Genomic DNA, 24,060 nt, shown 5'->3' with positions numbered 1-24,060 from the left:
CTCAGGCTTTCTGTTGTGGCAGCCAGCCTTCAAGGCGACGGACAGCCTCTTCCATTTCCTCGATCTTGCCAGCGTAGGAAAAACGCATTGTGCGATGTCCATCCAGCGGATCGAAATCGCGTCCCGGTGTTGCTGCTATATTGATTTCGGCAATCATGCGGCGAGCAAATTCCATACTGTCATTGGTGAAACGCGAAACGTCGCAATAGGCATAGAATGCGCCATCCATCGGTGCAGCCAGGCTGAGACCCATGCGTGGAAGATGATCCCGCAGGATCAGCCGGTTCTGACGATAGCGATCCTTTACCCGCTCAAGTTCCGCCGTTGCATGGAAGGCTTCGATGGCAGCGCGCTGCGAAAGCTCCGGTGCGGAGATATAAAGGCTCTGGCTCAGTCGCTCGATTGCGCGGATATCGTCTTCGGGCAGAACCATCCAGCCAATACGCCAGCCGGTCATGCAGTAATATTTGGAGAACGAGTTGATGACCGTCACATCATCGGAAATCTCCAACGCCGTGACATCGTCCGTTTCATAGGAAAGCCGATGATAGATTTCGTCTGAAATGACCCGAATGCCAAGTTCATTCGCCGTTTCGATGATCGTTTTCAGTTCCGGCTTGTCGATGATCGCGCCGGTCGGATTGGCCGGGCTTGCAAACAATACCCCTTTCAGGGGCTTCTCGGCATGTGCCGCAGCAAGCGCTTCAGCAGTCAGTGACGACGATGTTCCATTGCCGGTCGGTATTTCCACAACCTCAAGGCCTAGCGCCGTCAATATATTGCGATAGGCGGGGTAGCCGGGACGGGTAATAGCAACCCTGTCGCCCGGATCGAAATAGACCACAAAGGCCAGATTGAATGCAGCAGACGAGCCAGTCGTGACGGCAACACGTTCCGGTGAGACCGAAACACCGTAATGATCGGCATAATGCCCAGCAATGGCCTCTCTCAGTTCAATCAGCCCCAGAGCGTCAGTGTAACCAATGCGACCGTCCTTCAAGGCACGTTCAGCGGCTTCTCGAACGACCACCGGTGCCGGATCCGCAGGCTGGCCTACCGCCATGGAAATAATCGGGTGCCCGGCTGCGCGACGACGGTTTGCCTCAGCCAAAACGTCCATAGCGTGAAAGGGATCGACCGCACTGCGGCTGGAAAGAGTGACCAACTTTACCTCCAGAAACTTGCGAGTTTCGCATTCTACATCCGCCGTATAATCGCCGGATTGGTAAAGCAACAGCACTTTACGAGAAATTACGACCAAATCCCGAGATGGAGATTATGTCTCGCCTGCCTATCGATGATTGAATGCAAAGGTTATAAGATTCGCGCCGGTTTGAAGAAGGAAGAACAACACGATGGGGACGATGACTGCACCTTTCCCAGCTGGGAGATTTTCTTTCCATAGTTTGGTTCGCCGTTCGGTCGCGGTAGTGGCCGCAATGTCCATAGCCGTTACCAGTGCCCTCCCTGCATTCGCGCAGTCGCGTGGCGGTGGTGTGCCTATCGTCCGGGACGCGGAAATCGAGGCACTTGTTGCCGATTACGCTGCGCCGATCCTCAAGGCTGCAGGTTTGGGTGGTCGCGGCGTTCGCGTTATTCTGGTCAATTCGCAAAGCTTCAATGCCTTCGTTGATGGACGGCGTATTTTCATAAATACAGGCGCAATCATGCAGGCAGAAACGCCCAATGAAATCATTGGCGTGATCGCACACGAATCGGGACACCTTGCAGGCGGGCATCAGGAGCGTTTGCGTGAACAGCTCAGCCGCGCCCGCAACATGGCGATCATTGGTATGCTGCTTGGCGTTGGCGCCGGCGTTGCAGGCGCTGCGAGCGGCAGCGGCAACGCCGCGGGCGCTGGCGCTGGTATTGCTATGGGCTCAAGCGAAATAGCCATGCGCAGCGTACTCAACTATCAGCGCACGGAAGAAATGACCGCCGATCGTCTTGCCGTGAACTATCTCAATGCCACCGGTCAGTCGACCAAGGGCATGCTCGATACGTTCGAGCGTTTCGCATCGGCTCTGTCGCTTACGGGCACCCAGATCGACCAATATCGTATCAGCCACCCTCTCCCGCGTGAGCGAATTGCCAATCTGGAAGAGCTTGCACGAAAGAGCCCGTACTTCAACAAAACCGATTCTCCGGCCTTGCAAATGCGGCACGATATGGCGCGCGCGAAGATTGCTGCTTATTCGGGCAATATGGGCGCGCTGCAGCGCATGTTCCGCAGCAATCCCGGCGGACTACCTGCCCGCTATGGCAATGCCATCACAACATTCCTGAACGGCTCTGCCCGCTCTGCGCTGCCGAAATTTGATGCCTTGATCAAGGAACAGCCAAAAAACCCGTATTTCCAGGAAATGCGTGGCGAAGTCTTGCTGAAAGCCAATGATGCCGCGGGAGCGGCAAAGGCTTTCCAGAAGGCGGTTTCGCTCGATCCGCGCAAATCGCCGTTGCTGCGCATGAGCTATGGGCGTGCGCTCATGCTCACCGGTGCCAAGGCAAACATGCCGACGGCGATCAAGGAGATCAAGGCAGGTATAGCTTCCGATCCGGAGTTTCCGGGCGGATATGGTTATCTGGCGCAAGCATATGGCCAGCAAGGCGATATGGCGCTGGCCGACCTCGCCACTGCCGATATGAACTACTATTCTGGCAAGCTTCAGCAGGCCCAGATCTTCGCCATCCGCGCGCAAAAGCAGATGAAGCCCCGTTCGCCCGATTGGCTTCGCGCGCAGGACATCATTAATGCCAAGAAAAGCAAGTAAGGCCGTTTGCGCCTGATAGCGATATTAAAGACAGATTGGAATTTGGAATGAAGAACATAGTTTCCATAACAGTTGCCAGCGGCATTGTGGGCATCGCAGCTCTTGCAGCGGGTTATTATGCAGGCACTGCCCGGCAGGCTCCAGCTGCCGTGGAAAGCCCTGCTGCTTCCGCAGCCCCGGCAGCGATGAACCAGCAGGCCATTGAAAACGTCGTGCGCAACTATCTCATCCAGAATCCCGAACTGATGCTGGAAGTGCAAAGCGCGCTGGAAACCAAGCAGGCACACGCGGCGCAGGAACAGATCAAGCAGGTGCTGACTGCCAATCGCGCTGCCCTTTATGACCCCAAGCATGATGCAGTCTTCGGCAATCCGGACGGCGACGTGACGGTCTACGAGTTCTTTGATTACAATTGCGGGTATTGCAAGCGGGCACTGCCCGACATGGAAGCGATCCTGAAAACCGACAAGAATGTCCGTTTTGTCATGAAGGAATTCCCGATTCTTGGCCCGGATTCGGCCAAGGCGCATATCGTGGCACAGGCATTCAGAGCGCTGATGCCGGAAAAATATGCTGAATTCCACCAAGTACTGCTCGGCGCGCAGGAGCGTGCAACGGAAGATTCCGCCATCGCCGATGCCGTAAAGCTAGGCGCTGATGAAACACAGCTGCGCGAAAAGATGAAAGATCCGGCCATCACCGGCGCATTCCAGCAGACCTATCAGCTGGCGCAACAGCTCAACATTACCGGCACACCATCCTACATCATCGGCGATGAACTGGTTCCAGGTGCAATCGGCGTCGATGGTCTGGTTGAGAGAATCGCAGCAGCGCGCGCTACAGCGAAAAAATAAGCTGATCGGCCATGGCTTGACTGATCACTTTTGTGAAACAGTTTATGCCGTGGCATCCAATGTTTATGTTGCGTGAAGAGAAATTGCCTTATCGGCTGCTTATTTTGCAAAGAATAGCGGGAAAAACCGGTTCGGCAAAACATCTGCAATGATTTAGAGGGTTTCGGCTTGCTTCCAAGCCCTCTATATGAAATGCGAAGTGTACCGAAATTTCGCGGTAACGCGTTATCAGTCGCGGACGGATATGGCAAAAACGGTTTTTGTTTTGAACGGCCCCAATCTCAACCTTCTCGGTAAACGAGAACCGGGGATATACGGTGTTGCAACGCTCGAGAATATCGAGGCGGACTGCAAGCGTGAGGCTGAACAACTCGGACTTGATGTCGATTTCCGTCAGTCCAATTACGAAGGCGATCTGGTGACCTGGATTCAGGAGGCTGGCGATAGAAACGCCTATGTCCTCATCAATCCAGCCGCTTACAGCCACACTTCGGTTGCTATTCATGATGCAATCCGCTCGGCCAATGTAACGGTCGTGGAAGTGCATCTTTCGAACATTCATGCGCGTGAGGCTTTCCGGCATCACTCCTATGTATCCGCAGTCGCCAAAGGCGTTATTTGCGGCTTTGGCGCGGAAGGATATCTGCTCGGTCTGCGCGCGCTTGCGGCAATTGCCAAAGAAGAAGAAAACAACGGGCAAAGCGTTAAAGGGGCCTGATATGTCCAGCAAAAATTCCGTCATCGACAAGGAAACGATCCGCGACCTGGCGGACATTCTCAATGAAACCGACCTGACCGATATCGAAGTCGAACATGGCGATCTGCGTATCCGCGTTTCGCGCAAGGTCACGGTTCAGGCCGCAGCAACCGTTATGCCAGCCGCAGCCCCTGTTGCTGTTGCTGCCGCGCCAGCTGCTGCAGCCGCCGAACCGACCAAGGCCGATCTGTCGAAGAACGCCGTTCCATCGCCGATGGTTGGCACTGCCTATCTCGCTCCGGCTCCGGGTGCTCGCAACTTCATCGAAGTCGGCGCACAGGTGAAGGAAGGTCAGACGCTTCTCATCATCGAAGCCATGAAGACCATGAACCAGATTCCGGCCCCGCGGGCTGGTACGGTCAAGGCCATCCTCATCGAAGACGCTCAGCCGGTTGAATTCGGTGAGCCGCTCGTCGTAATCGAATAAGACAACAGATTACGGCTTATTCAATGAACGGGCAGCAAAGCGCAATGTTTCAAAAGATACTCATAGCCAATCGTGGCGAAATCGCTCTTCGCGTGCTCAGGGCTTGTAAGGAACTGGGCATCAAGACCGTCGCCGTTCACTCCACGGCAGACGCCGACGCGATGCATGTGCGTCTGGCAGACGAAAGTGTCTGCATCGGGCCGCCGCCATCGCGCGACAGCTATCTGAACATCCATCAGATCGTTGCTGCTTGCGAGATCACGGGCGCTGACGCAATCCATCCGGGTTATGGCTTCCTGTCGGAGAACGCCAAGTTCGCGGAAATTCTTGAAGCGCACGGCATCACCTTCATTGGCCCCACCGCTTCGCATATCCGCATCATGGGCGACAAGATCGAAGCCAAGCGCACTGCAAAGCGCCTCGGCATTCCGGTTGTTCCTGGTTCTGACGGCGGTGTGACGGATGACGTCGAAGCCGCTCGCATCGCGAAGGAAATCGGTTATCCGGTCATCATCAAGGCTTCGGCCGGTGGTGGCGGACGCGGCATGAAGGTTGCCCGCACCGAAGAAGATCTTTCGGTAGCACTTGCAACCGCGCGGACCGAAGCTGGTGCAGCCTTTGGTGACGACGCGGTCTATATCGAGAAATATCTCGAAAAGCCGCGCCACATCGAAGTTCAGGTCATGGGCGACGGTGCCGGCAATGCCATCCATCTGGGCGAACGCGACTGCTCGTTGCAGCGCCGCCACCAGAAGGTTTGGGAAGAAGCCAATTCACCGGCGCTCAATGCAGAAGCACGCGACAAGATCGGCATGGTCTGCGCCAACGCCTGTGCGGAACTGGGCTATCGCGGTGCGGGAACGATCGAGTTCCTTTATGAAGACGGCGAATTCTATTTCATCGAAATGAATACGCGTCTTCAGGTGGAACATCCGATTACGGAAGCCATCACGGGTATCGATCTCGTTCACGAGCAGATTCGCGTTGCAGCTGGCCTCGGCCTGTCGGTAAAGCAGAAGGATATCCGCTTCTCCGGCCATGCCATCGAATGCCGTATCAACGCTGAAGACCCGCTGACTTTTGCGCCTTCGCCGGGCCTGATCACGCATTATCATACGCCGGGTGGCCTCGGCATCCGCGTGGATTCGGGCGTCTATTCCGGCTATCGCATTCCGCCTTACTACGACAGCCTTATCGGCAAGCTCATCGTGCATGGTCGCAATCGCGTCGAATGCATGATGCGTCTGCGCCGTGCGCTGGACGAGTTCGTGGTGGATGGTGTGAAAACCACCCTCCCGCTTTTCCAGGACTTGATTGCCAATCAGGATATCGCTAACGGCGATTACGACATTCATTGGCTTGAAAAGTATCTGGCCAAGAAAACCAAGAGCGAAAGCGCCTGACGAAAGTGACCGCAGGAGTGTCCCCGGACGACTATTCAATCGAACCGGAGTTACTCCTGCGGGCCTATGCCACGGGAATATTTCCCATGGCCGAAGAAGCCGACGATCCCGAAGTCTTTTGGGTTCGTCCCGAGAGGCGCGGTGTCATACCCCTTGATGGCTTCCACATGCCGAAAAGCCTCCAGAAGACCATCCGCCAGGGCCTTTTTGACATAAAGCTCGATAACGATTTTGATGGTGTGATCGAAGGTTGTGCCAGCGGAACCGGTGAACGCGCGCGCACATGGATCAATGGACCTATCCGCGAAGCCTATAAGAATCTGTTCGAGATAGGACATTGCCACACGGTCGAAGCCTGGCATGACGAACAGCTCGTCGGTGGACTTTATGGGGTAACGCTTGGGCGTGCCTTTTTCGGCGAGAGCATGTTCACACGCAAACGGGACGCGTCAAAGGTCTGTCTTGCCTATCTGGTCCAGCATCTGGTGAAGCAAGGCTTCGTGCTGCTCGACACGCAGTTCACCACACCGCATCTTGAAAGATTCGGCGCTGTGGAAGTTCCAAGGAAAAAATACGAGAAGCTGCTGGAAAACGCGCTGGATGGTATCGCGCGTTTCTAAGTAGCTGCGGTTAATTGCGCTGATCCGGCGGAGGCACTTCCGACTTCTGCTTGCAGTCCTTCAGCCAGACGTCATAGATCGGATGCTCGACAGCATTGAGACCCGGACTATCGGCAAACATCCAGCCGGTAAAAATACGGCGAATCTTTCGGTCAAGCGTGATCTCTTCGACTTCAACGAAACCATCGGTGCGTGGTGCTTCGTTCTCTGTGCGCGAATAACAAACTTTCGGCGTTACCTGAAGGGCGCCGAACTGAACTGTCTCATTGATATAGACGTCGAACGTCGTAATACGCCCGGTGATTTTATCGAGACCCGAGAACTCAGCAACTGGATTGGTGATGCGTTCGGCCATTGCTGCTTGAAAGCTGCTGGTGGTCGCAATGAGCGAAATCAAGGCAACCTGAACAGCCCTTTTTATCGGGTTTTTTCCGTTGCCAGCCGCGCCGTGAGATTGCTTCGTCAAAACGGAGATCCGCATCCAAAGGGTTTAAATTAAGCCGGAACAATTCCTAAGCATGAAATGTGACGATTCGTTGCCCAGTCGCAAGCCGCAATGCTGCCGCTGGTCTTAAGCGAGCCGTCTATCCTCAAACCTTTTCCGCTATAGCGTCAAAAGGCGGACACATAATAAATCCGGCGCGGATGAACGCGCCGGACAAAAATCAAAACCGATTATCAGTTGCCCGGTGTCCAGGCATCGTATTCGCCGGTCACGCGTGGACGTTCCGCAGGTTCCGTGCCCGGACGGGCAATGGCGCCTTTCGGACGATATGCCAGCGGAGAACCGGTCAGGTTCTGCAGATGCGGCTTCTGCCAGTCGCGCGGCTTGTAGTCTTCCTTGGTAGGCGGCGTGTCAACGCGATGATGCATCCAGCCATGCCAGCCGGGAGGAATAGCACTTGCTTCCGCATAGCCATTGAAGATTACCCAGCGACGTGTGCGACCTTCGGAGTCCTTGCCGCCCTGATAATAGATATTGCCGAACTCGTCTTCACCGACGCGCTCGCCCTTGCGCCACGTATGAAACCGCGTGCCGAGCGTCTGGCCGTTCCACCAGGTGAAAACTTGCGTAATAAATTTCTTCATGACCTATTCCAGATCCATTATTGCCACAGGTGACCGAAACCACCGGGTTTTCTTGCTTATGGCCCTATCGACCGGCCATGGCAAGGGTCAAGTTGCCGCTGTCACAAGAGTATGATGGGCCCAAAATGCCGCGCGCGTCAGGCTTTTATATTCTAGCATGCCTTGATCCTCAAACCGGATCCCACTTTGGGAAGACATGCTTTACATATTCCAGCTTTCAAGCGACTTTTCCATAACCAGTACCGGTTCCTTGCAATTGGGATCGCCCCAATCCTCGTTCCGGCCGACTTTGGTATAGCCCTTGCGCTCGTAGAAATTCACCGCCTTGGTGTTTCGTTCGATCACTTCAAGCTTCATCGTTCGAACATCAGGAAAAGCCATCTCGATTTCGGCGAGAAGCATCGTTCCAATGCCTTGAACCTGCGTGTCGGGACGAACATAAAGCTGATGCAACGAAGCCTTGCCTGCTTCGGACTGGCTGGCAAAAGCCATTCCGTCGATGCCACCATTGCCGTTATCGGCGACAATGAACTCCGAATAAGGCTTCTTCAGATTGGCCTTCAGAACAGCGATGCCGTGCCACCGGGCGGTAACGGAATCCACCGTTTCCCGCCCGAGGATGTCGTCAAAGGTCGCGTGCCAGGTCGATACAAGCAGCTCATGCACTGCCTTGAGATCAGCCTCTGTCGCGCTTCTGACCCACATTACTCTTCAATCCCGAGCTTGGCCTTGACCAGTTCATTCACGGATTGCGGGTTGGCCTTCCCGCCCGTTGCCTTCATGACCTGACCAACGAACCAGCCAGCCAGCGTCGGCTTGGCTTTCGCCTGCTCAACCTTTTCCGGGTTGGCGGCAATGACATCGTCCACGGCCTTCTCGATGGCACCGGTGTCCGTAACCTGCTTCATGCCACGTTCTTCAACGAGCTTCTTCGGGTCACCGCCCTCATTCCAGACGATCTCGAAAAGATCCTTGGCGATCTTGCCGGAAATCGTGCCTTCCTTGATGAGATCGATGACTGCACCGAGCTGTTCCGGGCTGACCGGCGATTCCTCAATGTCCTTGCCCGCCTTGTTCAGCGCGCCGAGGAGATCGTTGATGACCCAGTTCGCTGCGGCCTTGCCGTCACGACCGGCAGCAACGGATTCATAATAATCAGCAATGGCCTTCTCGGTAACGAGAATCGATGCATCGTAGATCGAGATGCCCTGCTTCTCGACGAGGCGCTGCTTCTTGACGTCCGGCAGTTCCGGCAGATCTGCTGCCAGCGCATCCACGAATGCCTGGTCGAACTCGAGCGGCAGAAGGTCCGGATCAGGAAAATAGCGATAGTCATGCGCTTCTTCCTTGGAGCGCATGGACCGGGTTTCACCCTTTACCGGATCGAACAGACGCGTTTCCTGATCGATGGAGCCACCGTCCTCGAGAATAGCAATCTGGCGACGAGCCTCATATTCAATCGCCTGACCGACGAAGCGGATCGAGTTGACGTTCTTGATTTCGCAACGCGTGCCGAATTCACCGCCCGGACGGCGCACGGAGACGTTTACGTCAGCGCGCATCGAGCCTTCGTCCATATTGCCGTCGCAAGTGCCGAGATAACGCACAATCGTGCGCAGCTTGGTCAGATAAGCGCGTGCTTCATCGGAGGAACGCAGGTCCGGCTTCGATACGATTTCCATCAACGCCACACCAGAACGGTTCAGGTCCACATAGGACATGGTCGGATGCTGGTCGTGCATGGACTTGCCCGCATCCTGTTCCAGATGCAGGCGCTCGATGCCGATTTCCACGTCTTCGAACTGGCCCTTATTGTCCGGGCCGACCGAAATCATGATCTTGCCTTCGCCAACGATAGGCTGCTTGAACTGCGAGATCTGGTAGCCCTGCGGCAGATCGGGATAGAAATAGTTCTTGCGGTCGAAAACCGACTTTAGATTGATCTGAGCATTGAGCCCGATTCCCGTGCGAACCGCCTGCTTGACGCATTCCAGATTGATGACCGGCAGCATGCCCGGCATGGCTGCATCAACCAGAGAAACATTCGAATTCGGCTCCGCGCCAAACGAAGTGGAAGCGCCGGAGAAAAGCTTCGATTCTGACGTGACCTGCGCATGGACTTCCATGCCGATGACGACTTCCCAGTCGCCGGTCGCGCCGGAGATAAAGCGTTTGGGTTCAGGTATACGCGTATCGATTAGGGACATTACTGGCTCGACAATACTGTGATTGGGCTGAAACTGATTGTTGTATTGGCTAGAGCAAAGCCCCACCGGATGCAAGCTTTTCAGCCACCATTTCCATGATCGCAAAACGAAAAGGCCGCGCTATGCGCGGCCTCTCCGAATTCATGCTGGAAGTGAAGATCAAGCCTCTTCGGACTTGCCTTCGTCGGCCTTCTTCTTAGGAGCGGCCTTCTTCTTGGGAGCAGCCTTCTTGGCAGGCTTTGCTTCCGAAGCTGCATCTTCGTCTTCAGCCGTCAGCTCTTCCTTCGAGACCTTCTTGTCGGTCACGTTGATGTTGGCGAGCAGATGGTCAACGACCTTTTCTTCAAAGATCGGGGCGCGAAGGTTGGCAACGGCATCCGGCGTCTTGCGCAGGAATTCGTAGATTTCCTTTTCCTGGCCCGGATAGCGACGAACCTGATCGTAAACAGCGCGCTGCAGTTCTTCTTCAGAAACTTCAACGCCAGCCTTTTCGCCGATTTCCGACAGAACCAGACCGAGGCGTACGCGACGCTCAGCGAGCTTGCGATATTCTTCGCGAGCAGCTTCTTCGGTGGTTTCTTCGTCTTCGAACGTGCGGCCAGCCTGCTGCAGGTCGAAGTTGATCTGCTGCCAGATGTTGTTGAATTCAGCGTCAACAAGCTTCTGCGGCGTTGCGAACTGGTAGTCGCCGTCCAGAGCATCGAGAATCTGACGCTTTACCTTCTGGCGGGTGATCTGGCCGTACTGGCTTTCGATCTGTTCGCGAACAACCTGACGCAGACGCTCAAGCGATTCGATGCCGAGCTTCTTTGCAGTTTCATCATCGAGAACGAGTTCGTTCGGCTTGGCAACTTCCTTGACGGTAATGTCGAAGGTAGCTTCCTTGCCAGCCAGATGGGCAGCGCCGTATTCAGCCGGGAACGTCACAGTGATGACCTTCTCGTCGCCAGCCTTGACACCAACGAGCTGCTCTTCGAAGCCCGGAATGAACTGGCCCGAACCGAGAACGAGCTGCGCATCGTTGTCCGCGCCGCCTTCGAACGGCTCGCCGTCGAGCTTGCCCAGATAGTCGATCGTGACGCGATCTTCGTTTTCGGCCTTGCCCTTCTTGGTTTCGAAGGCGCGGGTCGACGAAGCGATGCGCTTGACCTGATCGTCAACTTCCTCATCGGAAATATCGACGACTTCACGGGTAACGGCGATCTTCGAGAAGTCCTTGACTTCAATTGCCGGCAGAACTTCGTAGTTCAGCGAGAAAACGAAATCGGCCTTGCCGTCGAGAACCTGTTCGGCCTCTTTTTCGTCTTCCGACATGATGACTTCAGGCTGCGTAGCCGACTTTTCGTTACGTTCAGCGAGAAGCGAACGCGACGAGTCGTTGAGGATTTCGTTGACGATTTCCGCCATGAAGGACTTGCCGTACATCTTGCGGAGGTGAGCCGCAGGCACCTTGCCCGGACGGAAGCCGTTGATCTTGGCGCGGTCACGCGCAGTTTCCAGCCGCTCTGCGAGCTTGGCTTCGAGGTCCTTGGCCGGAACCACGACTTTGATCTCGCGCTTCAGCCCTTCATTGAGCGTTTCGGTAACCTGCATGTTCAAACCTTCACTTCTTGTCATTGTCCCGCCGTCACCGGCTTGTTTGCCTTGTCGCGGGAGAGAAATTCTTTTGCCTTATGGCAGTTGGTGCGGATGGAGGGACTCGAACCCCCACGGTCTCCCGCCAGAACCTAAATCTGGTGCGTCTACCAATTTCGCCACATCCGCTTCTGAACCGAAGCACATTCCTCAGAACGCACCATTATTCGTCTCAGATATTGAACCGCCCCTCGAAAGCGCGCGTCTCTATATCATCCAATTTTCCCGGTTCAAAGGAAAAAAGCCGCCTTCCTTGCATAGATTTACAAGGTTCGATCAGGCTGAGCTCTTCCTACCCTTTCCGTCTCTATATAGCGATCCTGTCGCATCAGCCAACCCTTTTGAAACAGGGCGTGATGACAGGATCAATAAAGAGGCTCCTGATAAAGCTGCCGGCCGTCTTCCTGCAGGGCTTTGATGACCGGCGTTCCGTTCGGATCGACCGCCACAACGGCAGTAATCCGCCGCTCGCGCTGGCTGTCTTCAATCGCACGTCCCTGCCCCTCGGGTACATAATACCGTTCAATGCCAAAATTGAGACGAATATTCGATTCCGCATCATCGGATATGGAATAAGCAGCCTCGCCCCGAATCTGCTCCTCACCGGAGGTAAGGTCTGAAAGCGGAACGAATGACGCGCGTGAAAACCGCGCTATCCCGTTTGTATCGGGCTTCACGGCCACATAGACGGTTCGCGAACCGGCAGGACGCTCGCCCTGAATATCCTTTCGGGACAGACTGGAAATCTCGTACCCCAGAACGACATAGTCGCCACGCATCAGATCGCGCGGGTCGAAAGGCTCCGTCTGCAGCGTCACTTCCGCACCCGAACGCAGGACAGAGGCGCGCTTTTCTATGCCTGCATAAAGAATGCCGGTTTGCAGCAATGCAGTGACGGTTGCCCCGACATAGAGCCATTTGAGCCGAATAGTCATAGGCGGGCCTCCACGCTGCTTTTCCTTCCGAACCGGTTCTCCATGCGTCGCACAAAAGCAGCCAGCAGCAGCACGAGAATGCCCGCAGTCAGGAAGAAGCCGGATGTTCCGATCATGGTGCCAACCGTCTCGAAAGCCAGATAGAGAACCTGGATCGAAAATGCGGCATAGGCGATGGAACGCAGGCCGCCATTATTTCGACCGGCAACAGCAATCGCCCCGATCGCGAGCGCCAGTATGAAGATGCTATATAATATGTCCCTATCCAGATTTGCGGTAACGCTGGAATAGGAGAACATCTGGTTGATCTGAAGCGTGACAAGCGCCAACAGCGCGAGAGCCAGCCCGTATGCCGCGAGCGGATGAGCGAAGCGGGTCAGTCTCTGCACCGTATCATGGGCAAAACCGTCAGCCAGTATCAGACCGATTCCCACGACCAGCATAAGCACCAGCACCGTATTGCTCTCATGCTCCGCATAGACGAGCAAAGCCCAGCCAATGGAGAACATTGCCCACAGATGGGCTGCATGTCGCGAGCGCGTGAACAAGGCCGCTGCAGCGCCGAACAGCAAAAGCAGCGGTCCGATCCAGCGATAGGTCACGTCATCATAGGACGACATATCAAAAACGTAGGTCGAAAGATAAAAGCAGGCGACACCGGCGCCGAAAGCCGCCAGTACCGGCGCGCGCAGAAGAAAAGCCGAAACCAGAACGCCTACGGACCAATAGATTGCGGCGGAATGGATGTCGCCGGACAAATGATACATTTGCCCCACAAGCGCCAGCCCTGCCCCGAACGATGCAGCACCCACAATATAGAGCGTAGCCGGAAACAGCTTGTCACCACGAGACTGCCGCCAGGCTCCACCGAGATAACTCACCCAAATAAGAACGAATATGAGGCCGATGCGCATGAGGCGCGGCATTTCCTGCCAGTTCGCGGCAACCAGCATGATAACGGCTGCGCCAAGAAGCAGCCCGCCAAGCGTGGCCAGAACGGAACCAAGGCTGAAGACCGAAGCGCGCTTTTCAAGGTCGGCATTCAGTTTCGATGCTGTTTCCGCATCGATCAGACCGTCCCGCTGCCATCTCTCGATCAGGCGTTCAACAGAAATGGAAAATGACAAATTAGCTCCTGGTCATTCTGTCAGTTGTTGCTGTCGCAACCGTAAGCGTTTGAGAACATATAGGAAACTGCGCTGCCGGCAAAGAGTGGATCAAATCGCTTTGCGGCAATTTTGTGCCATACCAGTCTAATCGATTTAACGTGTCGTGCAGAACCCGCAGAGCAGCTATGCAAACTCGGGTCTGCAACCTGCGAAAACAATAGCTTATATCATGGGCAACAAACGAGATGAATTGAACAGAAATCCAGTTCCTCAACGATGAAGGAATAGCACGATGAACCTCCTCCGCTCTTACAACAACTGGCGCCGTTACCGCGACACCGTCAATGAACTCAGCCAGCTCTCCACCCGTGAGCTGAACGATCTTGGCATCTCCCGCGCGGACATTCCGTTCGTGGCTCGCCAGACCAAGGCCCGTTAATTAACGAGCCTCACAGTTTCTCCCGATAGGGGTTTCTCCAAGTCTGGATCCTCCTCCCACCAGACTTGGTTCATCGCAGAACCATCCTCCTCCCAGGTTTTGCGATAACAAGACCGGTTCTCCTCCTCCCAATGCCGGTCTTACCATAATGGCATCCGTCGCTCCTCCTCCCGCGACGGATGCCATTTCTTTTTGCGGCTCGATTCCCATCCTTAGCGAGCCTTCTCCATTGAAGGCGTTCAGCAAAGGCGATAAGGGAATGGCCCATGTCAAACACATCCGATCTTTCTCCCGTTCACGTCGTCGGCGGCGGTCTTGCCGGTTCTGAAGCTGCATGGCAGCTCGCGCAGGCGGGCGTGCCCGTCATACTGCACGAAATGCGCCCCGTACGCGGCACCGACGCCCACAAGACCGAGCAACTGGCCGAGCTTGTCTGTTCCAACTCTTTCCGCTCGGATGATGCCGAAACCAATGCCGTCGGCGTTCTTCATGCCGAAATGCGCCTTGCGGGATCGCTCATCATGGCGTGCGCCGATGCACATCAAGTTCCCGCAGGTGGTGCGCTGGCCGTCGACCGCGAAGGCTTTTCGCAGGCCGTCACTGCCAAGCTTGAAGCCCATCCGCTGATTACAATCGTTCGGGAAGAAGTCACCGGCCTGCCGCCTGAGGAATGGGGAACGACCATTGTTGCCACCGGGCCCCTGACCGCGCCTTCACTGGCTGAGGCCATTCAGGCGCAAACAGGAGCGGATGCTTTGGCCTTCTTTGATGCCATTGCTCCGATTATCCATTTTGATTCGATCAATATGGATGTCTGCTGGTTCCAGTCGCGCTATGACAAGGTTGGCCCCGGCGGCACCGGAAAAGACTATATCAACTGCCCCATGGACAAGGAGCAGTATGAAGCTTTTGTGGCCGCATTGGTCGAAGGCGACAAGACCGACTTCAAGGAATGGGAAGGCACGCCCTATTTCGACGGTTGCCTGCCGATCGAGGTGATGGCCGAACGCGGGCCGGAAACCTTGCGTCATGGGCCGATGAAGCCGATGGGCCTTACCAACGCCCATAATCCGACTGTGAAGGCTTATGCCGTCGTGCAGCTCCGTCAGGACAATGCGCTCGGCACGCTCTACAACATGGTCGGTTTCCAGACGAAGCTGAAATACGGCTCGCAGACCGGCATCTTCAAGATGATTCCGGGTCTCGAAAATGCGGAATTCGCCCGCCTCGGCGGCCTTCACCGCAACACCTATCTGAATTCTCCCGTGCTGCTCGACGGTACGCTTCGCCTGAAATCACGCGAAACACTGCGCTTTGCCGGTCAGGTGACGGGTTGTGAAGGCTATGTCGAATCGTCAGCCATTGGATTGCTGGCAGGTCGTTTCACTGCAGCAGAAAAGCTGGGGCAGACGTTGACGCCACCTCCCGGAACAACCGCGTTCGGTGCCCTGCTCGGTCATATAACGGGTGGGCACATCGTTGCCGACGACGAACCGGGCAAGCGTTCGTTCCAGCCGATGAATGTGAATTTCGGGCTTTTCCCGCCCGTCGATGTTCCGAAGCCGGAAGGCAAGCGTCTGCGCGGCAAGGAAAAGACTGTTGCCAAGAAACGCGCGCTTTCCGCACGTGCTCTGGCTGACTGCCGTCAATGGCTGGGCTTGTTGGGGCTGGGCTCGGGGCTAGAACCGGCTGAGTGATATTGCGATGGGCTTCGGTTCGATTGAACTGAAGCCCATCGGTTCTGGCTACTCAGAAGTTGGCTCTGAACATGAGCCATTGCTTCCGGATGGCTGAAATGTCCGCCACCTTTTCCGCAGCCTGTGCGCCCAGGCGTTCGATTGCTCGCAGATAGGCCGGAACAAGCGCCAAAGGCAGAAACGCCGGAACAAGACTCTTCGGCAGCTGTGACTTGTTCTTCTCGAAAATCGCCAGATGTTCACGCGCGAAAGCCAGCATGATGCTGATCACTCGCTCGACAGCAGCCTTGTCTTCGCCAGCAATGAAAGTCTCGCGGGTCACACCTACTGCCTGCAACATATCGGCAGGCACATAGAGTTGCCCACGCCGCCGGTGAATAGGCATAAGGCGAAGCAAGCCGGTTACGGCCTGTGCCACGCCAGCATGGCCGGTTATTTCCGTCTGTGCCTGCGCGGCATCTCTGTTCAGTATAAAGCCGGCTAACTGGATGATCGCCGATGCGGTTTCCCCGCAATAACCTTCCAGATCATTGCGGCTGGGCATCGGATCGTCATAAAGATCGAAGATGCGCGCTTCGCAATAATTGTCGAAAGCAGTTCGAGGCAGCTCATATTTTTCAATGGTGTTGATCAGCGCTGCGGCAACGGGATGTGCTTCCGCACTACCCCTCGCCTCGCCGTTGATGAGATCGCGCCACCATTGCAGCCGGACTTCGCCCGGCAGCGGTTCGTGAACCAAATCACGGATACGCGCGACTTCGGCGTTGAATGCGTATAATGCAGCCAGACCGCCACGATGATCCTCCGGCGCATAAAGCACTGACAGATAGCGGTCCCGGTCAGCTTGGCGAAGCAATGCCAGGCAATGTGCCTCATTCTCGTTCATGATGTCAGTCTACAGCAATCAACGCCGCTGCGACCGCACGATCTTCGGCCAGAAGCACATTATAGGTGCGAACGGCGGCACCTGTACTCATCGGATCGGAAGAAATGCGGTGTTCGCGCAGGATAGCGCGCACGTCTTCTGGAATACGGCGCAGATCCATGCCCGTGCCTACCAGCAGAATTTCAATATCGGATGCCTGCTCAAGGATCATCTTGAGATCGGCTTTGGCCAGTGTCGGCGGCGTCGCAGGTTCCCAGCCATGAATGCCCGAAGGCAGGCAAAGAATGGAACCGCGATGCGACATTTCGGCAAAGCGGAATCCACCGTCGCCATAGGCGTCAATGGGAGCACGGCCCGGAAAATGGGCCTCGCGTATCTCTATCCCTTTGGCCATTTTCAGCTTTCCAAATTCAGCGATTGCGCCAGTTCATCATCCATTTGATCGCTGGATTCATCCGGCCCACGCGGCTTGAGGCCGAACTGAACCAACAATGGAGCGGCGATGAAGATCGATGAATAGCTTGCAACAATGATACCGACGCTCAGTGCCAGTGCAAAGCTGCGAATATCCGCGCCACCGAAGGCATAGAGTGGAATATGCGCTAGAAAGGTCACAAAGGACGTCAGCAAGGTACGCGACAGCGTCTGGTTGATCGAGGCATCGATGATGGCAGGCAGTGGTGCGCTTTTATAGACGCGCAGGTTCTCACGCACGCGGTCGTAGATCACCACCGTATCGTTCAGCGAATAGCCGATGATCGTCAGAATTGCTGCAACGCTCCAAAGATTGAACTCCATGCGGAAGACAATGAACATGCCCGCGAGAATGATGACGTCGTGCAAGGTTGAAAGCACCGCACCAAGCGCGAGCTGCCAGCGGAACCGGACCCATACGTAAATGAAGATACCGATCAGCGACAGAATGACCGCCAGAACTCCGGCGCGCGAAAGCTGTTCCGAAACGGTCGGCCCGACGACTTCAACGCGCTGGAATGAGTAGTCCGGCTCGAACTCTCCGCGCAGTTTCACCGCGACGGTTTGTTCGGCATCGTCGCCGACTTCCTGACTGCCGATAATGACAAGGGCAGAGCGCGGAGACTTTGCCGGCAGAACGCGGGCGCTGTCGATATTGAGTTCGGTAAGACGTTCGGTGATGTCTTCAATATTGGCGTCACCGCTGCGGGCCTGCAGTTCAACCATCGAACCGCCACGGAAATCAATGCCGTAGTTGAAGCCGATATTGACGAACAGCGCGACCACGATAGCGCAGGCCAGCACCGAGATGCCGAGCGTCACGAATTGCAGACGCATGAACGGAATGTGCGTTACAGTCGGAACCAGTTTCAGACGACGCTTCGGCACTTCCTTCGGTTTGGCTGTGCGCACCCACTGCGCGATCAGCAAGCGGGTGAAGGTGAGCGTCGTGAAGAGCGTGGTGCCGATGCCGACCGCGACCGTCAGCGCGAAGCCATGAACCGTCCCCGACCCGAGCAGAAACAGAACGAGCGCTGCAATAAGTGTGGTGAGGTTTGCGTCGATGATGGTCGAGAGTGCGCGATAGAATCCGGATTCCATCGCCTGGACAACGGAATAGCCCTTGCGGCGATCTTCGCGCACACGTTCGTAAATCAGGATGTGGGCGTCAACAGCCAAACCTATGGTCAGTACCAGACCGGCAATGCTGGCGAGACTGATCGAAGCGCCGATCAGCGAGAGTATGGCTGTCAGAATGATGATGTTGACGGCCAGTGCGACCATGGCGATCACACCGAGGATACCGTAGGACAAGACCATGAACAGGCCGACGAGCAGTGCCGCAAGCAATGCTGCCAGTGCGGCCGCGCTGGCATAGTCCTCGCCCAGAGCCGACGCAATCGTGCGTTCTTCCAGAACCGTTACATCTTGCGGCAGCGCGCCGGAACGCAGCACAACGGCCATATTGTTGGCCGCCTGAAGATCGAAAGCACCTGAAATCTGCAGCTCATTCGTATCGAGCTTCTCATCGACGGCAGGCGCGGAAACGATCTGATTGTCGACGACGATAGCAAAGCTACCACCAACCAGATGCGATGTTGCTTCGGCAAGATTTTTGCGGCCTGCATCGTCCAATGTCAGCGTGATGACAGGCTCACTATCGTCATCCGACAGCGTCGCCTTGGCATCCGTCACATTGGCGCCAGTCAGGATCGGTTGCTTCTTGACGAGATAGCCGACAGGCGGATCGTCATAGGAATAGATGATTTCACTGTCAGCGGGCGGCGTACCGCGAATGGCATCATCCGGTGACATGGTGCTGTCGACGGCGCGGAAAGAGAAATTGCCGCGAACGCTGAGAATGTCTTTCAGAAGCTGCGCGTCATAGACACCGGGAACTTCAACCCGAATCTGATTGCGGTTTTCCTCTTCGACGAGAGGTTTGCCATAACCAAGCTCCTCCAGACGCTGCCGCATGATATTTGCGGTGCGCTCGAGCTCCCCTCGTCCGGGATTCTGCACCTGCAGGACCAGACGTGAGCCGCCGGAGAGATCGAGCCCAAGGGCGATCTGCTGCTTCGGCAGGAAGTTTGGCAGTTTTGCCAGCGTTTCACGCGAGAAAAAGTTAGGGGATGCGATGATGAAACTCACGAGAACCGCGAGCCAGATCAGGGCAGATTTCCAGCGTGAAAAATAGAGCATAGAGCAGCAATTCCGTATCAGCTTGGATAGAGCATGCCGGAGTTCACCTGTTGCGAACCGCTCTCCGGCGTCGTGGCACGCGCATCGTATATTAGCGCGCACCGAATAATGCGCAGGCCCCGGTTATGGAAACCTTACCGCGGCCTGCGTGTCGTAAAAAGAATTACTTGTTCTTGTTGTCGGCGACGGGCTCGCCCTTGACGCGAACATCCATCAGCGTGCTGCGCATAACGCGGATGCGCACGCCTTCAGCGATTTCGACTTCAAGTTCGTTGTCGTCAACAACCTTCTGAACCTTGCCGACAATGCCGCCGCCGGTCACGACGGTATCGCCACGACGAACCTGGGTCAGCATTTCCTGACGCTTCTTCATCTGGGTCCGCTGCGGGCGGATGATAAGGAAGTACATGATCACGAAGATCAGGATGAACGGCAGAATGCTCATGAGCATATCTGGTCCAACAGCGCCGCCGGATGCCTGAGCGAAAGCCGGTGTTACGAACATTAGGAACTCCTCTGAAGTCTCGAAGACAAATTATTATCGGCATTACAATGGTTAGCGCGCCAAATGCAACCGGCGATGATCCCGCCTGCGCCAAGGTCGCACACTTTTCGCCTCCGCTGTGACATGTTAAGCCGTTAGCCCTATCATCAGGGGCATGAAATGACGACCGAAGACATACTCAGCCAGAAACTGGACCGTTTGATCGCCGCTCTGGAACGCATTGCGCCGCCGGAAGCCAAAACACCCGATCTTGATGCCGCAGACTGCTTTGTCTGGGCTCCCGAACGACTGACCCTGGATCCGATCAAGCGCGTCAACCGAGTGGATATCGCACTGATCCGTGGCGTAGATTTGGTACGTGATCAGCTCGTGGACAATACCCGGCGCTTCGCAAAAGGATTTCCGGCAAACAATGTTCTGCTCTGGGGTGCGCGCGGCATGGGCAAATCCTCGCTCGTCAAGGCTGCACAGGCAAGTGTGAACGCTGAAATGGCGGATCGCGCTCCGCTCAAGCTGATCGAAATTCATCGCGAGGATATCGATAGTCTTCCGACATTGATGAACCTCATCAAGGATACGGACTATCGCTTCATCCTGTTTTGCGACGACCTTTCCTTCGATCATGACGATACGTCCTATAAATCGCTCAAGGCCGCGCTTGAAGGCGGCGTAGAAGGTCGCCCCGGCAATGTGATCTTTTATGCAACCTCGAACCGGCGCCATCTGATGCCGCGCGACATGATCGACAACGAGCGCTCGACGGCGATCAATCCTTCGGAAGCGATTGAGGAAAAGGTATCGCTGTCGGACCGTTTCGGCCTCTGGCTCGGCTTCCACAAATGCAGCCAGGACGATTATCTCGCGATGGTCGATGGCTATGCGGCCTATTTTAAGCTGGCTTACGATCCGGCCAAGATGCATACCGAAGCGCTGGAATGGTCCACCACGCGCGGAAACCGTTCGGGGCGCGTTGCCTGGCAATATATCCAGGATCTGGCAGGTCGCCTCGGGATTGCAATGTAAAGAAGACGGAACCAACCAAAAAAGAAAGGCGGGCTTCTGGCCCGCCTTCTTTCGTTGTTAGATTTTGATCACGATTCCAGATACTTGGAAGGATTGACCGGGGCCGAATTTTTGCGCACTTCGAAATGCAGCTTCGGGGATTTCGCGTTGCCGCTCATGCCCGATTTTGCAACTTCTTCACCGCGGCGAACCTTCTGTCCGCGCTGAACCAGTATCTGGCTGTTGTGACCGTAAACGGTGACGAGGCCATTGTCGTGGCGGATCAGAACGGTCTGTCCGAACTCCTTGAGACCGTCACCGGCATAGATGACGACGCCGTTCTCAGCAGCTTTCACCGATGTGCCTTCCGGAACCATGATGTCGATACCGTCGCTTACCGATGTACCGTCACGCTGGCCGAAGCTTGCGAGAATACGGCCGCGTACCGGCCAGCGCATCTGTGAAATACCGGTGGAAGAAGGCGCTGCCGCCTGATCCTTTTCGGCATCTTCGATCACCTTGTTGCTCGCCTGCGGCGGCGTGTAAGGCTTCACATCGGCGTTGGCGGCTGGTGCGGCAGCCTTGGCCGGGTTTTCCGGAGGCTGTGAAACCGCTGCGACCTGCGTTGCATTGCCCGCTGCAGCAGAAGGAATGACGAGCGCCTGGCCGACGCGGATAGCGCCGTTCGACAGACCGTTTGCCTTCTTCAACTGTTCGACAGGAACATTGTGCTTCTGCGCGATGGAGAAGAGCGAATCGCCGCTCTTAACCGTGTAAGTACCGTTCGGCGCCGGCGGCGTCGTAGCATTTGCACCTGCCGAAGCCATATCGTTCGCCGAAGGCTTCTTGCCGTTGACGGCAGGTGCCTGCGGGACAACCGCGATATTATTATCCGTTGGCCGGGGCATGGCTGGGTTCGCCGGAAGCTGCCCGAGAACCTTTTCCTGCGCACCATTTACGGTGTTGCGCGTAGACGTTGCCGCGCTGGCGACTTTGGTTTCTGCTGCATTGACCGTGTTGTTCACACGGTTTGCGGCCATGTCCTGCGCCTGCCCGACCTGATTCTGAATGTTATTGGATGCCGCTGCGACCGGAGCCTGAACCGACTGCCGTGCCGCCGCGACCGGTGCTGCCATCGGCGCCGAAGACACCGGAGGCAATGAATTGCGCTGAACGGAACCGCTCGATGCGGGAGCCACGGGAGCCGCAGATGCATAAAGATCGCCAGCCGGCTGCTGTGCGACACGCTGACTGGACGTAGAGCCCGTACTGATACCATCAGTGAAGCGCATCGTATCGGCACTGCACCCGGCACCAAAACCGGCAATCAGAACGATCGCGACATTCCGCAGGAGACGTTCAGACGTGTGCTGCAAAACTTGTAAACGCATGTTCAACTCGCCCATACTCGAAACTCAGTAAGGTGATTAAAACGCGTTAATGTTACTCTCTGGTTAAGAACGGCAAATCTTCGAAAAAAGATTCACCAATTAAATACCATAAGCGCACAAAGCGACCGAAAGCCCTCCCTGGCGCTGCCAAAGAGAGCCTGATAGCCATCATTTTGACGAATCGATACGCGCTCCGTTCACAGAACGGACGAAACGCCCTCGATGAAAGGCTGATAGCGGACCACCATCAGGTCCTCCTGCTCGAATCGGCTGCCGACCTTGGCGATACGTGTCATGATCTGTCGGCCATCTCCCGGACCGATCGGAGCGATCAGCACGCCATGCGTTGCCAGAAGATCAACGAAATGACGCGGCACTTCGTCGAAGGCAAGCCAGATCAGGATGCGGTCAAAGGGGCCACCCGGCATTCCATGGCGACCATCGGCATGTTTGACCATGATGTTTTCGCGCTTAAGCGACACGAATTGCTGCAAGGCGTGGTCGCAGAGCTTGCGATAACGTTCGACCGTTGTGACACGACCGGCGAGCGAAGACATAACAGCAGCCGTGAAACCGGAGCCGGTTCCGATCTCCAGCACACGATGGCCGGGTTCCAGCTTGAGCGCGGCGATGGCGCGAGCCTGATCATCAATGCCCTCCATGTACTCGCCGCAGTCAAGCGGCGCAGTACGGGAGCTGTAGGAAAGATGAGACCATGACGACGCGAGAAAGCTCTGGCGTGGTGTGGACTCGATGGCTGCAAAAAGGCGCGGATCGTCAATCCCGTATCCGCGCATTCGCATAACGAAGGATGCGAATCCTTCTCTGTCCGAAAGCCGTGGGCGCTCAGACGCTGCCTGCCTCATGCTTCAACCCCCAAGTTCTACAACCCCAAGTGCTGCGCTCAATTCTGCCCGAACCTTATGCGCGGTCAGATCGAGGTGCAACGGGGTTACAGAAATGCAATCAGAACGAATGGCTGCAATGTCGCTGTCGTCGGCGACCGGCGCCTTGCCCCGACCAAAATGCAACCAGAAATACGGGAAGCCACGCCCGTCGCGACGTTCATCGAGGCGGGCATCATGGCTGAGCTTGCCTTGAGCTGTGACGCGCGTTCCCTTAACTTCATCCGCACCGCAATTCGGGAAGTTGAGATTCAACAGGACGCCTTCCGGCCATCCTGCCTCCATCAACTTTTTTATAAGGTCAGGCGCGTGCGTTTCCGCCGTTTCCCACGGCACGATGCGGCGATCGCCTTCATATTCATATTCCTGCGACAGCGCGATAGACCGCACACCGAGCAACGTGCCCTCCATGGCGCCGGCAACCGTACCCGAATAGGTGACATCGTCGGCAATATTCGCGCCGGAGTTCACGCCCGAAAGAATGAGATCAGGCGCACCCGGCAGAACGTGGCGCACACCCATGATGACGCAATCGGTCGGCGTGCCGCGCAATGCGAAATGACGATCATCGATCTGGCGAAGGCGAAGCGGTTCCGACAACGTCAGCGAATGCGCGAGGCCGCTCTGGTCGGTTTCCGGAGCGACAACCCAGACATCGTCGGAGAGCTTGCGTGCGATCCGCTCCAGAACTGCGAGGCCTTCAGCGTGGATACCATCATCGTTCGTCAGCAGAATTCGCACGTCGTCACTCC

24 protein-coding genes and 1 tRNA gene are annotated in these 24,060 nt (G+C 56.0%); 9 read left to right on the top strand and 16 right to left on the bottom strand.

Features of this window, described 5'->3' with window-relative positions; translation table 11 throughout:
- Position 1: 1 nt before the first annotated feature.
- Positions 2 to 1,165: an aminotransferase class I/II-fold pyridoxal phosphate-dependent enzyme gene (locus KWJ32_RS16655; RefSeq protein ID WP_256886158.1), complete on the bottom strand. Its 1,164-nt coding sequence runs from the start codon at positions 1,163 to 1,165 to the stop codon at positions 2 to 4.
- Positions 1,166 to 1,355: 190 nt separating this feature from the next.
- Here KWJ32_RS16655 and KWJ32_RS16650 point away from each other — a divergent pair, with 190 nt between their 5' ends.
- The 6 genes from KWJ32_RS16650 to aat all read left to right on the top strand — a co-directional run bounded on the left by KWJ32_RS16650 (position 1,356) and on the right by aat (position 6,832).
- Positions 1,356 to 2,771: a M48 family metalloprotease gene (locus KWJ32_RS16650; RefSeq protein ID WP_105529021.1), complete on the top strand. Its 1,416-nt coding sequence runs from the start codon at positions 1,356 to 1,358 to the stop codon at positions 2,769 to 2,771.
- Between the two features lie 47 nt (positions 2,772 to 2,818).
- The gene (locus KWJ32_RS16645; RefSeq protein ID WP_256886157.1) at positions 2,819 to 3,625 is read left to right on the top strand and encodes a DsbA family protein; all 807 of its coding nucleotides are present in this window, start codon (positions 2,819 to 2,821) and stop codon (positions 3,623 to 3,625) included.
- Between the two features lie 244 nt (positions 3,626 to 3,869).
- Entirely contained in the window at positions 3,870 to 4,343 is a 474-nt protein-coding gene (gene aroQ, locus KWJ32_RS16640) for a type II 3-dehydroquinate dehydratase (RefSeq protein WP_256886156.1), read from the top strand.
- Between the two features lies 1 nt (position 4,344).
- On the top strand, positions 4,345 to 4,809 hold the full coding sequence (accB, locus tag KWJ32_RS16635; RefSeq protein ID WP_010661264.1) for an acetyl-CoA carboxylase biotin carboxyl carrier protein: 465 nt from the start codon (positions 4,345 to 4,347) through the stop codon (positions 4,807 to 4,809).
- Between the two features lie 44 nt (positions 4,810 to 4,853).
- Positions 4,854 to 6,212 carry an acetyl-CoA carboxylase biotin carboxylase subunit gene (accC, locus tag KWJ32_RS16630; protein WP_010661263.1) on the top strand — a complete coding sequence of 453 codons (1,359 nt, stop codon included), beginning with the start codon at positions 4,854 to 4,856 and terminating at the stop codon, positions 6,210 to 6,212.
- 5 nt (positions 6,213 to 6,217) lie between these two features.
- Positions 6,218 to 6,832 carry a leucyl/phenylalanyl-tRNA--protein transferase gene (aat, locus tag KWJ32_RS16625; RefSeq protein WP_162998209.1) on the top strand — a complete coding sequence of 205 codons (615 nt, stop codon included), beginning with the start codon at positions 6,218 to 6,220 and terminating at the stop codon, positions 6,830 to 6,832.
- Between the two features lie 10 nt (positions 6,833 to 6,842).
- Here the strand turns inward: aat and KWJ32_RS16620 are convergent, their stop codons facing one another.
- From KWJ32_RS16620 to KWJ32_RS16585, 8 genes are all read right to left on the bottom strand, one after another.
- Entirely contained in the window at positions 6,843 to 7,313 is a 471-nt protein-coding gene (locus tag KWJ32_RS16620; RefSeq protein ID WP_010661261.1) for a DUF2155 domain-containing protein, read from the bottom strand.
- A 197-nt stretch (positions 7,314 to 7,510) separates the two neighbouring features.
- A complete protein-coding gene (locus KWJ32_RS16615; RefSeq protein ID WP_010661260.1) occupies positions 7,511 to 7,921 on the bottom strand; it encodes an NADH:ubiquinone oxidoreductase subunit NDUFA12 in 411 nt (136 codons plus the stop codon).
- A 201-nt stretch (positions 7,922 to 8,122) separates the two neighbouring features.
- Positions 8,123 to 8,626: a GNAT family N-acetyltransferase gene (locus KWJ32_RS16610; protein WP_105529020.1), complete on the bottom strand. Its 504-nt coding sequence runs from the start codon at positions 8,624 to 8,626 to the stop codon at positions 8,123 to 8,125.
- A complete protein-coding gene (gatB, locus tag KWJ32_RS16605; protein ID WP_010661258.1) occupies positions 8,626 to 10,128 on the bottom strand; it encodes an Asp-tRNA(Asn)/Glu-tRNA(Gln) amidotransferase subunit GatB in 1,503 nt (500 codons plus the stop codon). The genes KWJ32_RS16610 and gatB overlap by 1 nt, the downstream gene beginning before the upstream one ends.
- A 159-nt stretch (positions 10,129 to 10,287) precedes the next feature.
- Positions 10,288 to 11,721 (bottom strand): trigger factor, encoded by a 1,434-nt coding sequence (gene tig, locus KWJ32_RS16600; protein ID WP_029376252.1) that lies wholly within the window; start codon positions 11,719 to 11,721, stop codon positions 10,288 to 10,290.
- An 88-nt stretch (positions 11,722 to 11,809) separates the two neighbouring features.
- Positions 11,810 to 11,892: transfer RNA gene (locus KWJ32_RS16595), tRNA-Leu, on the bottom strand.
- Positions 11,893 to 12,128: 236 nt separating this feature from the next.
- Positions 12,129 to 12,698, bottom strand: coding sequence for a GDYXXLXY domain-containing protein (locus KWJ32_RS16590; RefSeq protein WP_012092201.1), 570 nt, complete (start codon positions 12,696 to 12,698; stop codon positions 12,129 to 12,131).
- A complete protein-coding gene (locus tag KWJ32_RS16585; protein ID WP_012092202.1) occupies positions 12,695 to 13,825 on the bottom strand; it encodes a DUF2157 domain-containing protein in 1,131 nt (376 codons plus the stop codon). Before KWJ32_RS16585 ends, KWJ32_RS16590 begins: the two co-directional genes overlap by 4 nt.
- Before the next feature lie 274 nt (positions 13,826 to 14,099).
- Here KWJ32_RS16585 and KWJ32_RS16580 point away from each other — a divergent pair, with 274 nt between their 5' ends.
- The gene (locus tag KWJ32_RS16580) at positions 14,100 to 14,246 is read left to right on the top strand and encodes a DUF1127 domain-containing protein (protein WP_006466676.1); all 147 of its coding nucleotides are present in this window, start codon (positions 14,100 to 14,102) and stop codon (positions 14,244 to 14,246) included.
- A 266-nt stretch (positions 14,247 to 14,512) separates the two neighbouring features.
- Positions 14,513 to 15,943 (top strand): methylenetetrahydrofolate--tRNA-(uracil(54)-C(5))-methyltransferase (FADH(2)-oxidizing) TrmFO, encoded by a 1,431-nt coding sequence (gene trmFO, locus KWJ32_RS16575; RefSeq protein ID WP_012092203.1) that lies wholly within the window; start codon positions 14,513 to 14,515, stop codon positions 15,941 to 15,943.
- 52 nt (positions 15,944 to 15,995) lie between these two features.
- On the opposite strand, the gene KWJ32_RS16570 is transcribed toward trmFO, so the two are convergent.
- From KWJ32_RS16570 to yajC, 4 genes are all read right to left on the bottom strand, one after another.
- A complete protein-coding gene (locus tag KWJ32_RS16570) occupies positions 15,996 to 16,829 on the bottom strand; it encodes a phytoene/squalene synthase family protein (RefSeq protein WP_012092204.1) in 834 nt (277 codons plus the stop codon).
- Between the two features lie 4 nt (positions 16,830 to 16,833).
- The gene (locus tag KWJ32_RS16565; RefSeq protein WP_012092205.1) at positions 16,834 to 17,223 is read right to left on the bottom strand and encodes an Mth938-like domain-containing protein; all 390 of its coding nucleotides are present in this window, start codon (positions 17,221 to 17,223) and stop codon (positions 16,834 to 16,836) included.
- Between the two features lie 2 nt (positions 17,224 to 17,225).
- Positions 17,226 to 19,505 (bottom strand): protein translocase subunit SecDF, encoded by a 2,280-nt coding sequence (secDF, locus tag KWJ32_RS16560; protein ID WP_012092206.1) that lies wholly within the window; start codon positions 19,503 to 19,505, stop codon positions 17,226 to 17,228.
- A gap of 163 nt (positions 19,506 to 19,668) precedes the next feature.
- On the bottom strand, positions 19,669 to 20,010 hold the full coding sequence (gene yajC / locus KWJ32_RS16555; protein ID WP_010661250.1) for a preprotein translocase subunit YajC: 342 nt from the start codon (positions 20,008 to 20,010) through the stop codon (positions 19,669 to 19,671).
- A 159-nt stretch (positions 20,011 to 20,169) separates the two neighbouring features.
- Between yajC and KWJ32_RS16550 the strand changes: the two genes are divergently transcribed.
- Complete coding sequence (locus KWJ32_RS16550) at positions 20,170 to 21,033, top strand: ATP-binding protein (RefSeq protein WP_012092207.1); 864 nt, start codon at positions 20,170 to 20,172, stop codon at positions 21,031 to 21,033.
- A gap of 68 nt (positions 21,034 to 21,101) precedes the next feature.
- Here KWJ32_RS16550 and dipM read toward each other — a convergent pair whose 3' ends face one another.
- The 3 genes from dipM to surE all read right to left on the bottom strand — a co-directional run bounded on the left by dipM (position 21,102) and on the right by surE (position 24,049).
- Complete coding sequence (gene dipM / locus KWJ32_RS16545; RefSeq protein ID WP_012092208.1) at positions 21,102 to 22,418, bottom strand: cell division endopeptidase DipM; 1,317 nt, start codon at positions 22,416 to 22,418, stop codon at positions 21,102 to 21,104.
- 182 nt (positions 22,419 to 22,600) lie between these two features.
- Entirely contained in the window at positions 22,601 to 23,269 is a 669-nt protein-coding gene (locus KWJ32_RS16540; RefSeq protein ID WP_012092209.1) for a protein-L-isoaspartate(D-aspartate) O-methyltransferase, read from the bottom strand.
- Between the two features lie 3 nt (positions 23,270 to 23,272).
- Entirely contained in the window at positions 23,273 to 24,049 is a 777-nt protein-coding gene (surE, locus tag KWJ32_RS16535) for a 5'/3'-nucleotidase SurE (protein ID WP_012092210.1), read from the bottom strand.
- Between the last annotated feature and the right edge of the window lie 11 nt (positions 24,050 to 24,060).

The sequence above is a fragment of the Ochrobactrum sp. BTU2 genome, assembly GCF_024539785.1.
GTDB classification, from domain to species: domain Bacteria; phylum Pseudomonadota; class Alphaproteobacteria; order Rhizobiales; family Rhizobiaceae; genus Brucella; species Brucella anthropi.
This window is presented reverse-complemented; position numbering and strand designations above follow the sequence as displayed.

Excerpts from the sequence above, each read along its gene's own strand:
- KWJ32_RS16565 (WP_012092205.1), bottom strand. The coding sequence starts at position 17,223 with ATGGCCAAAGGGATAGAGATACGCGAGGCCCATTTTCCGGGCCGTGCT.
- tig (WP_029376252.1), bottom strand. The coding sequence starts at position 11,721 with ATGCAGGTTACCGAAACGCTCAATGAAGGGCTGAAGCGCGAGATCAAA.
- dipM (WP_012092208.1), bottom strand. The coding sequence starts at position 22,418 with ATGGGCGAGTTGAACATGCGTTTACAAGTTTTGCAGCACACGTCTGAA.
- KWJ32_RS16615 (WP_010661260.1), bottom strand. The coding sequence starts at position 7,921 with ATGAAGAAATTTATTACGCAAGTTTTCACCTGGTGGAACGGCCAGACG.
- KWJ32_RS16550 (WP_012092207.1), top strand. The coding sequence starts at position 20,170 with ATGACGACCGAAGACATACTCAGCCAGAAACTGGACCGTTTGATCGCC.
- KWJ32_RS16650 (WP_105529021.1), top strand. The coding sequence starts at position 1,356 with ATGGGGACGATGACTGCACCTTTCCCAGCTGGGAGATTTTCTTTCCAT.
- KWJ32_RS16620 (WP_010661261.1), bottom strand. The coding sequence starts at position 7,313 with ATGCGGATCTCCGTTTTGACGAAGCAATCTCACGGCGCGGCTGGCAAC.
- accC (WP_010661263.1), top strand. The coding sequence starts at position 4,854 with ATGTTTCAAAAGATACTCATAGCCAATCGTGGCGAAATCGCTCTTCGC.
- accB (WP_010661264.1), top strand. The coding sequence starts at position 4,345 with ATGTCCAGCAAAAATTCCGTCATCGACAAGGAAACGATCCGCGACCTG.
- KWJ32_RS16570 (WP_012092204.1), bottom strand. The coding sequence starts at position 16,829 with ATGAACGAGAATGAGGCACATTGCCTGGCATTGCTTCGCCAAGCTGAC.
- KWJ32_RS16590 (WP_012092201.1), bottom strand. The coding sequence starts at position 12,698 with ATGACTATTCGGCTCAAATGGCTCTATGTCGGGGCAACCGTCACTGCA.
- aroQ (WP_256886156.1), top strand. The coding sequence starts at position 3,870 with ATGGCAAAAACGGTTTTTGTTTTGAACGGCCCCAATCTCAACCTTCTC.
- gatB (WP_010661258.1), bottom strand. The coding sequence starts at position 10,128 with ATGTCCCTAATCGATACGCGTATACCTGAACCCAAACGCTTTATCTCC.
- KWJ32_RS16580 (WP_006466676.1), top strand. The coding sequence starts at position 14,100 with ATGAACCTCCTCCGCTCTTACAACAACTGGCGCCGTTACCGCGACACC.
- secDF (WP_012092206.1), bottom strand. The coding sequence starts at position 19,505 with ATGCTCTATTTTTCACGCTGGAAATCTGCCCTGATCTGGCTCGCGGTT.
- KWJ32_RS16610 (WP_105529020.1), bottom strand. The coding sequence starts at position 8,626 with ATGTGGGTCAGAAGCGCGACAGAGGCTGATCTCAAGGCAGTGCATGAG.
- trmFO (WP_012092203.1), top strand. The coding sequence starts at position 14,513 with ATGTCAAACACATCCGATCTTTCTCCCGTTCACGTCGTCGGCGGCGGT.
- KWJ32_RS16645 (WP_256886157.1), top strand. The coding sequence starts at position 2,819 with ATGAAGAACATAGTTTCCATAACAGTTGCCAGCGGCATTGTGGGCATC.
- KWJ32_RS16540 (WP_012092209.1), bottom strand. The coding sequence starts at position 23,269 with ATGAGGCAGGCAGCGTCTGAGCGCCCACGGCTTTCGGACAGAGAAGGA.
- yajC (WP_010661250.1), bottom strand. The coding sequence starts at position 20,010 with ATGTTCGTAACACCGGCTTTCGCTCAGGCATCCGGCGGCGCTGTTGGA.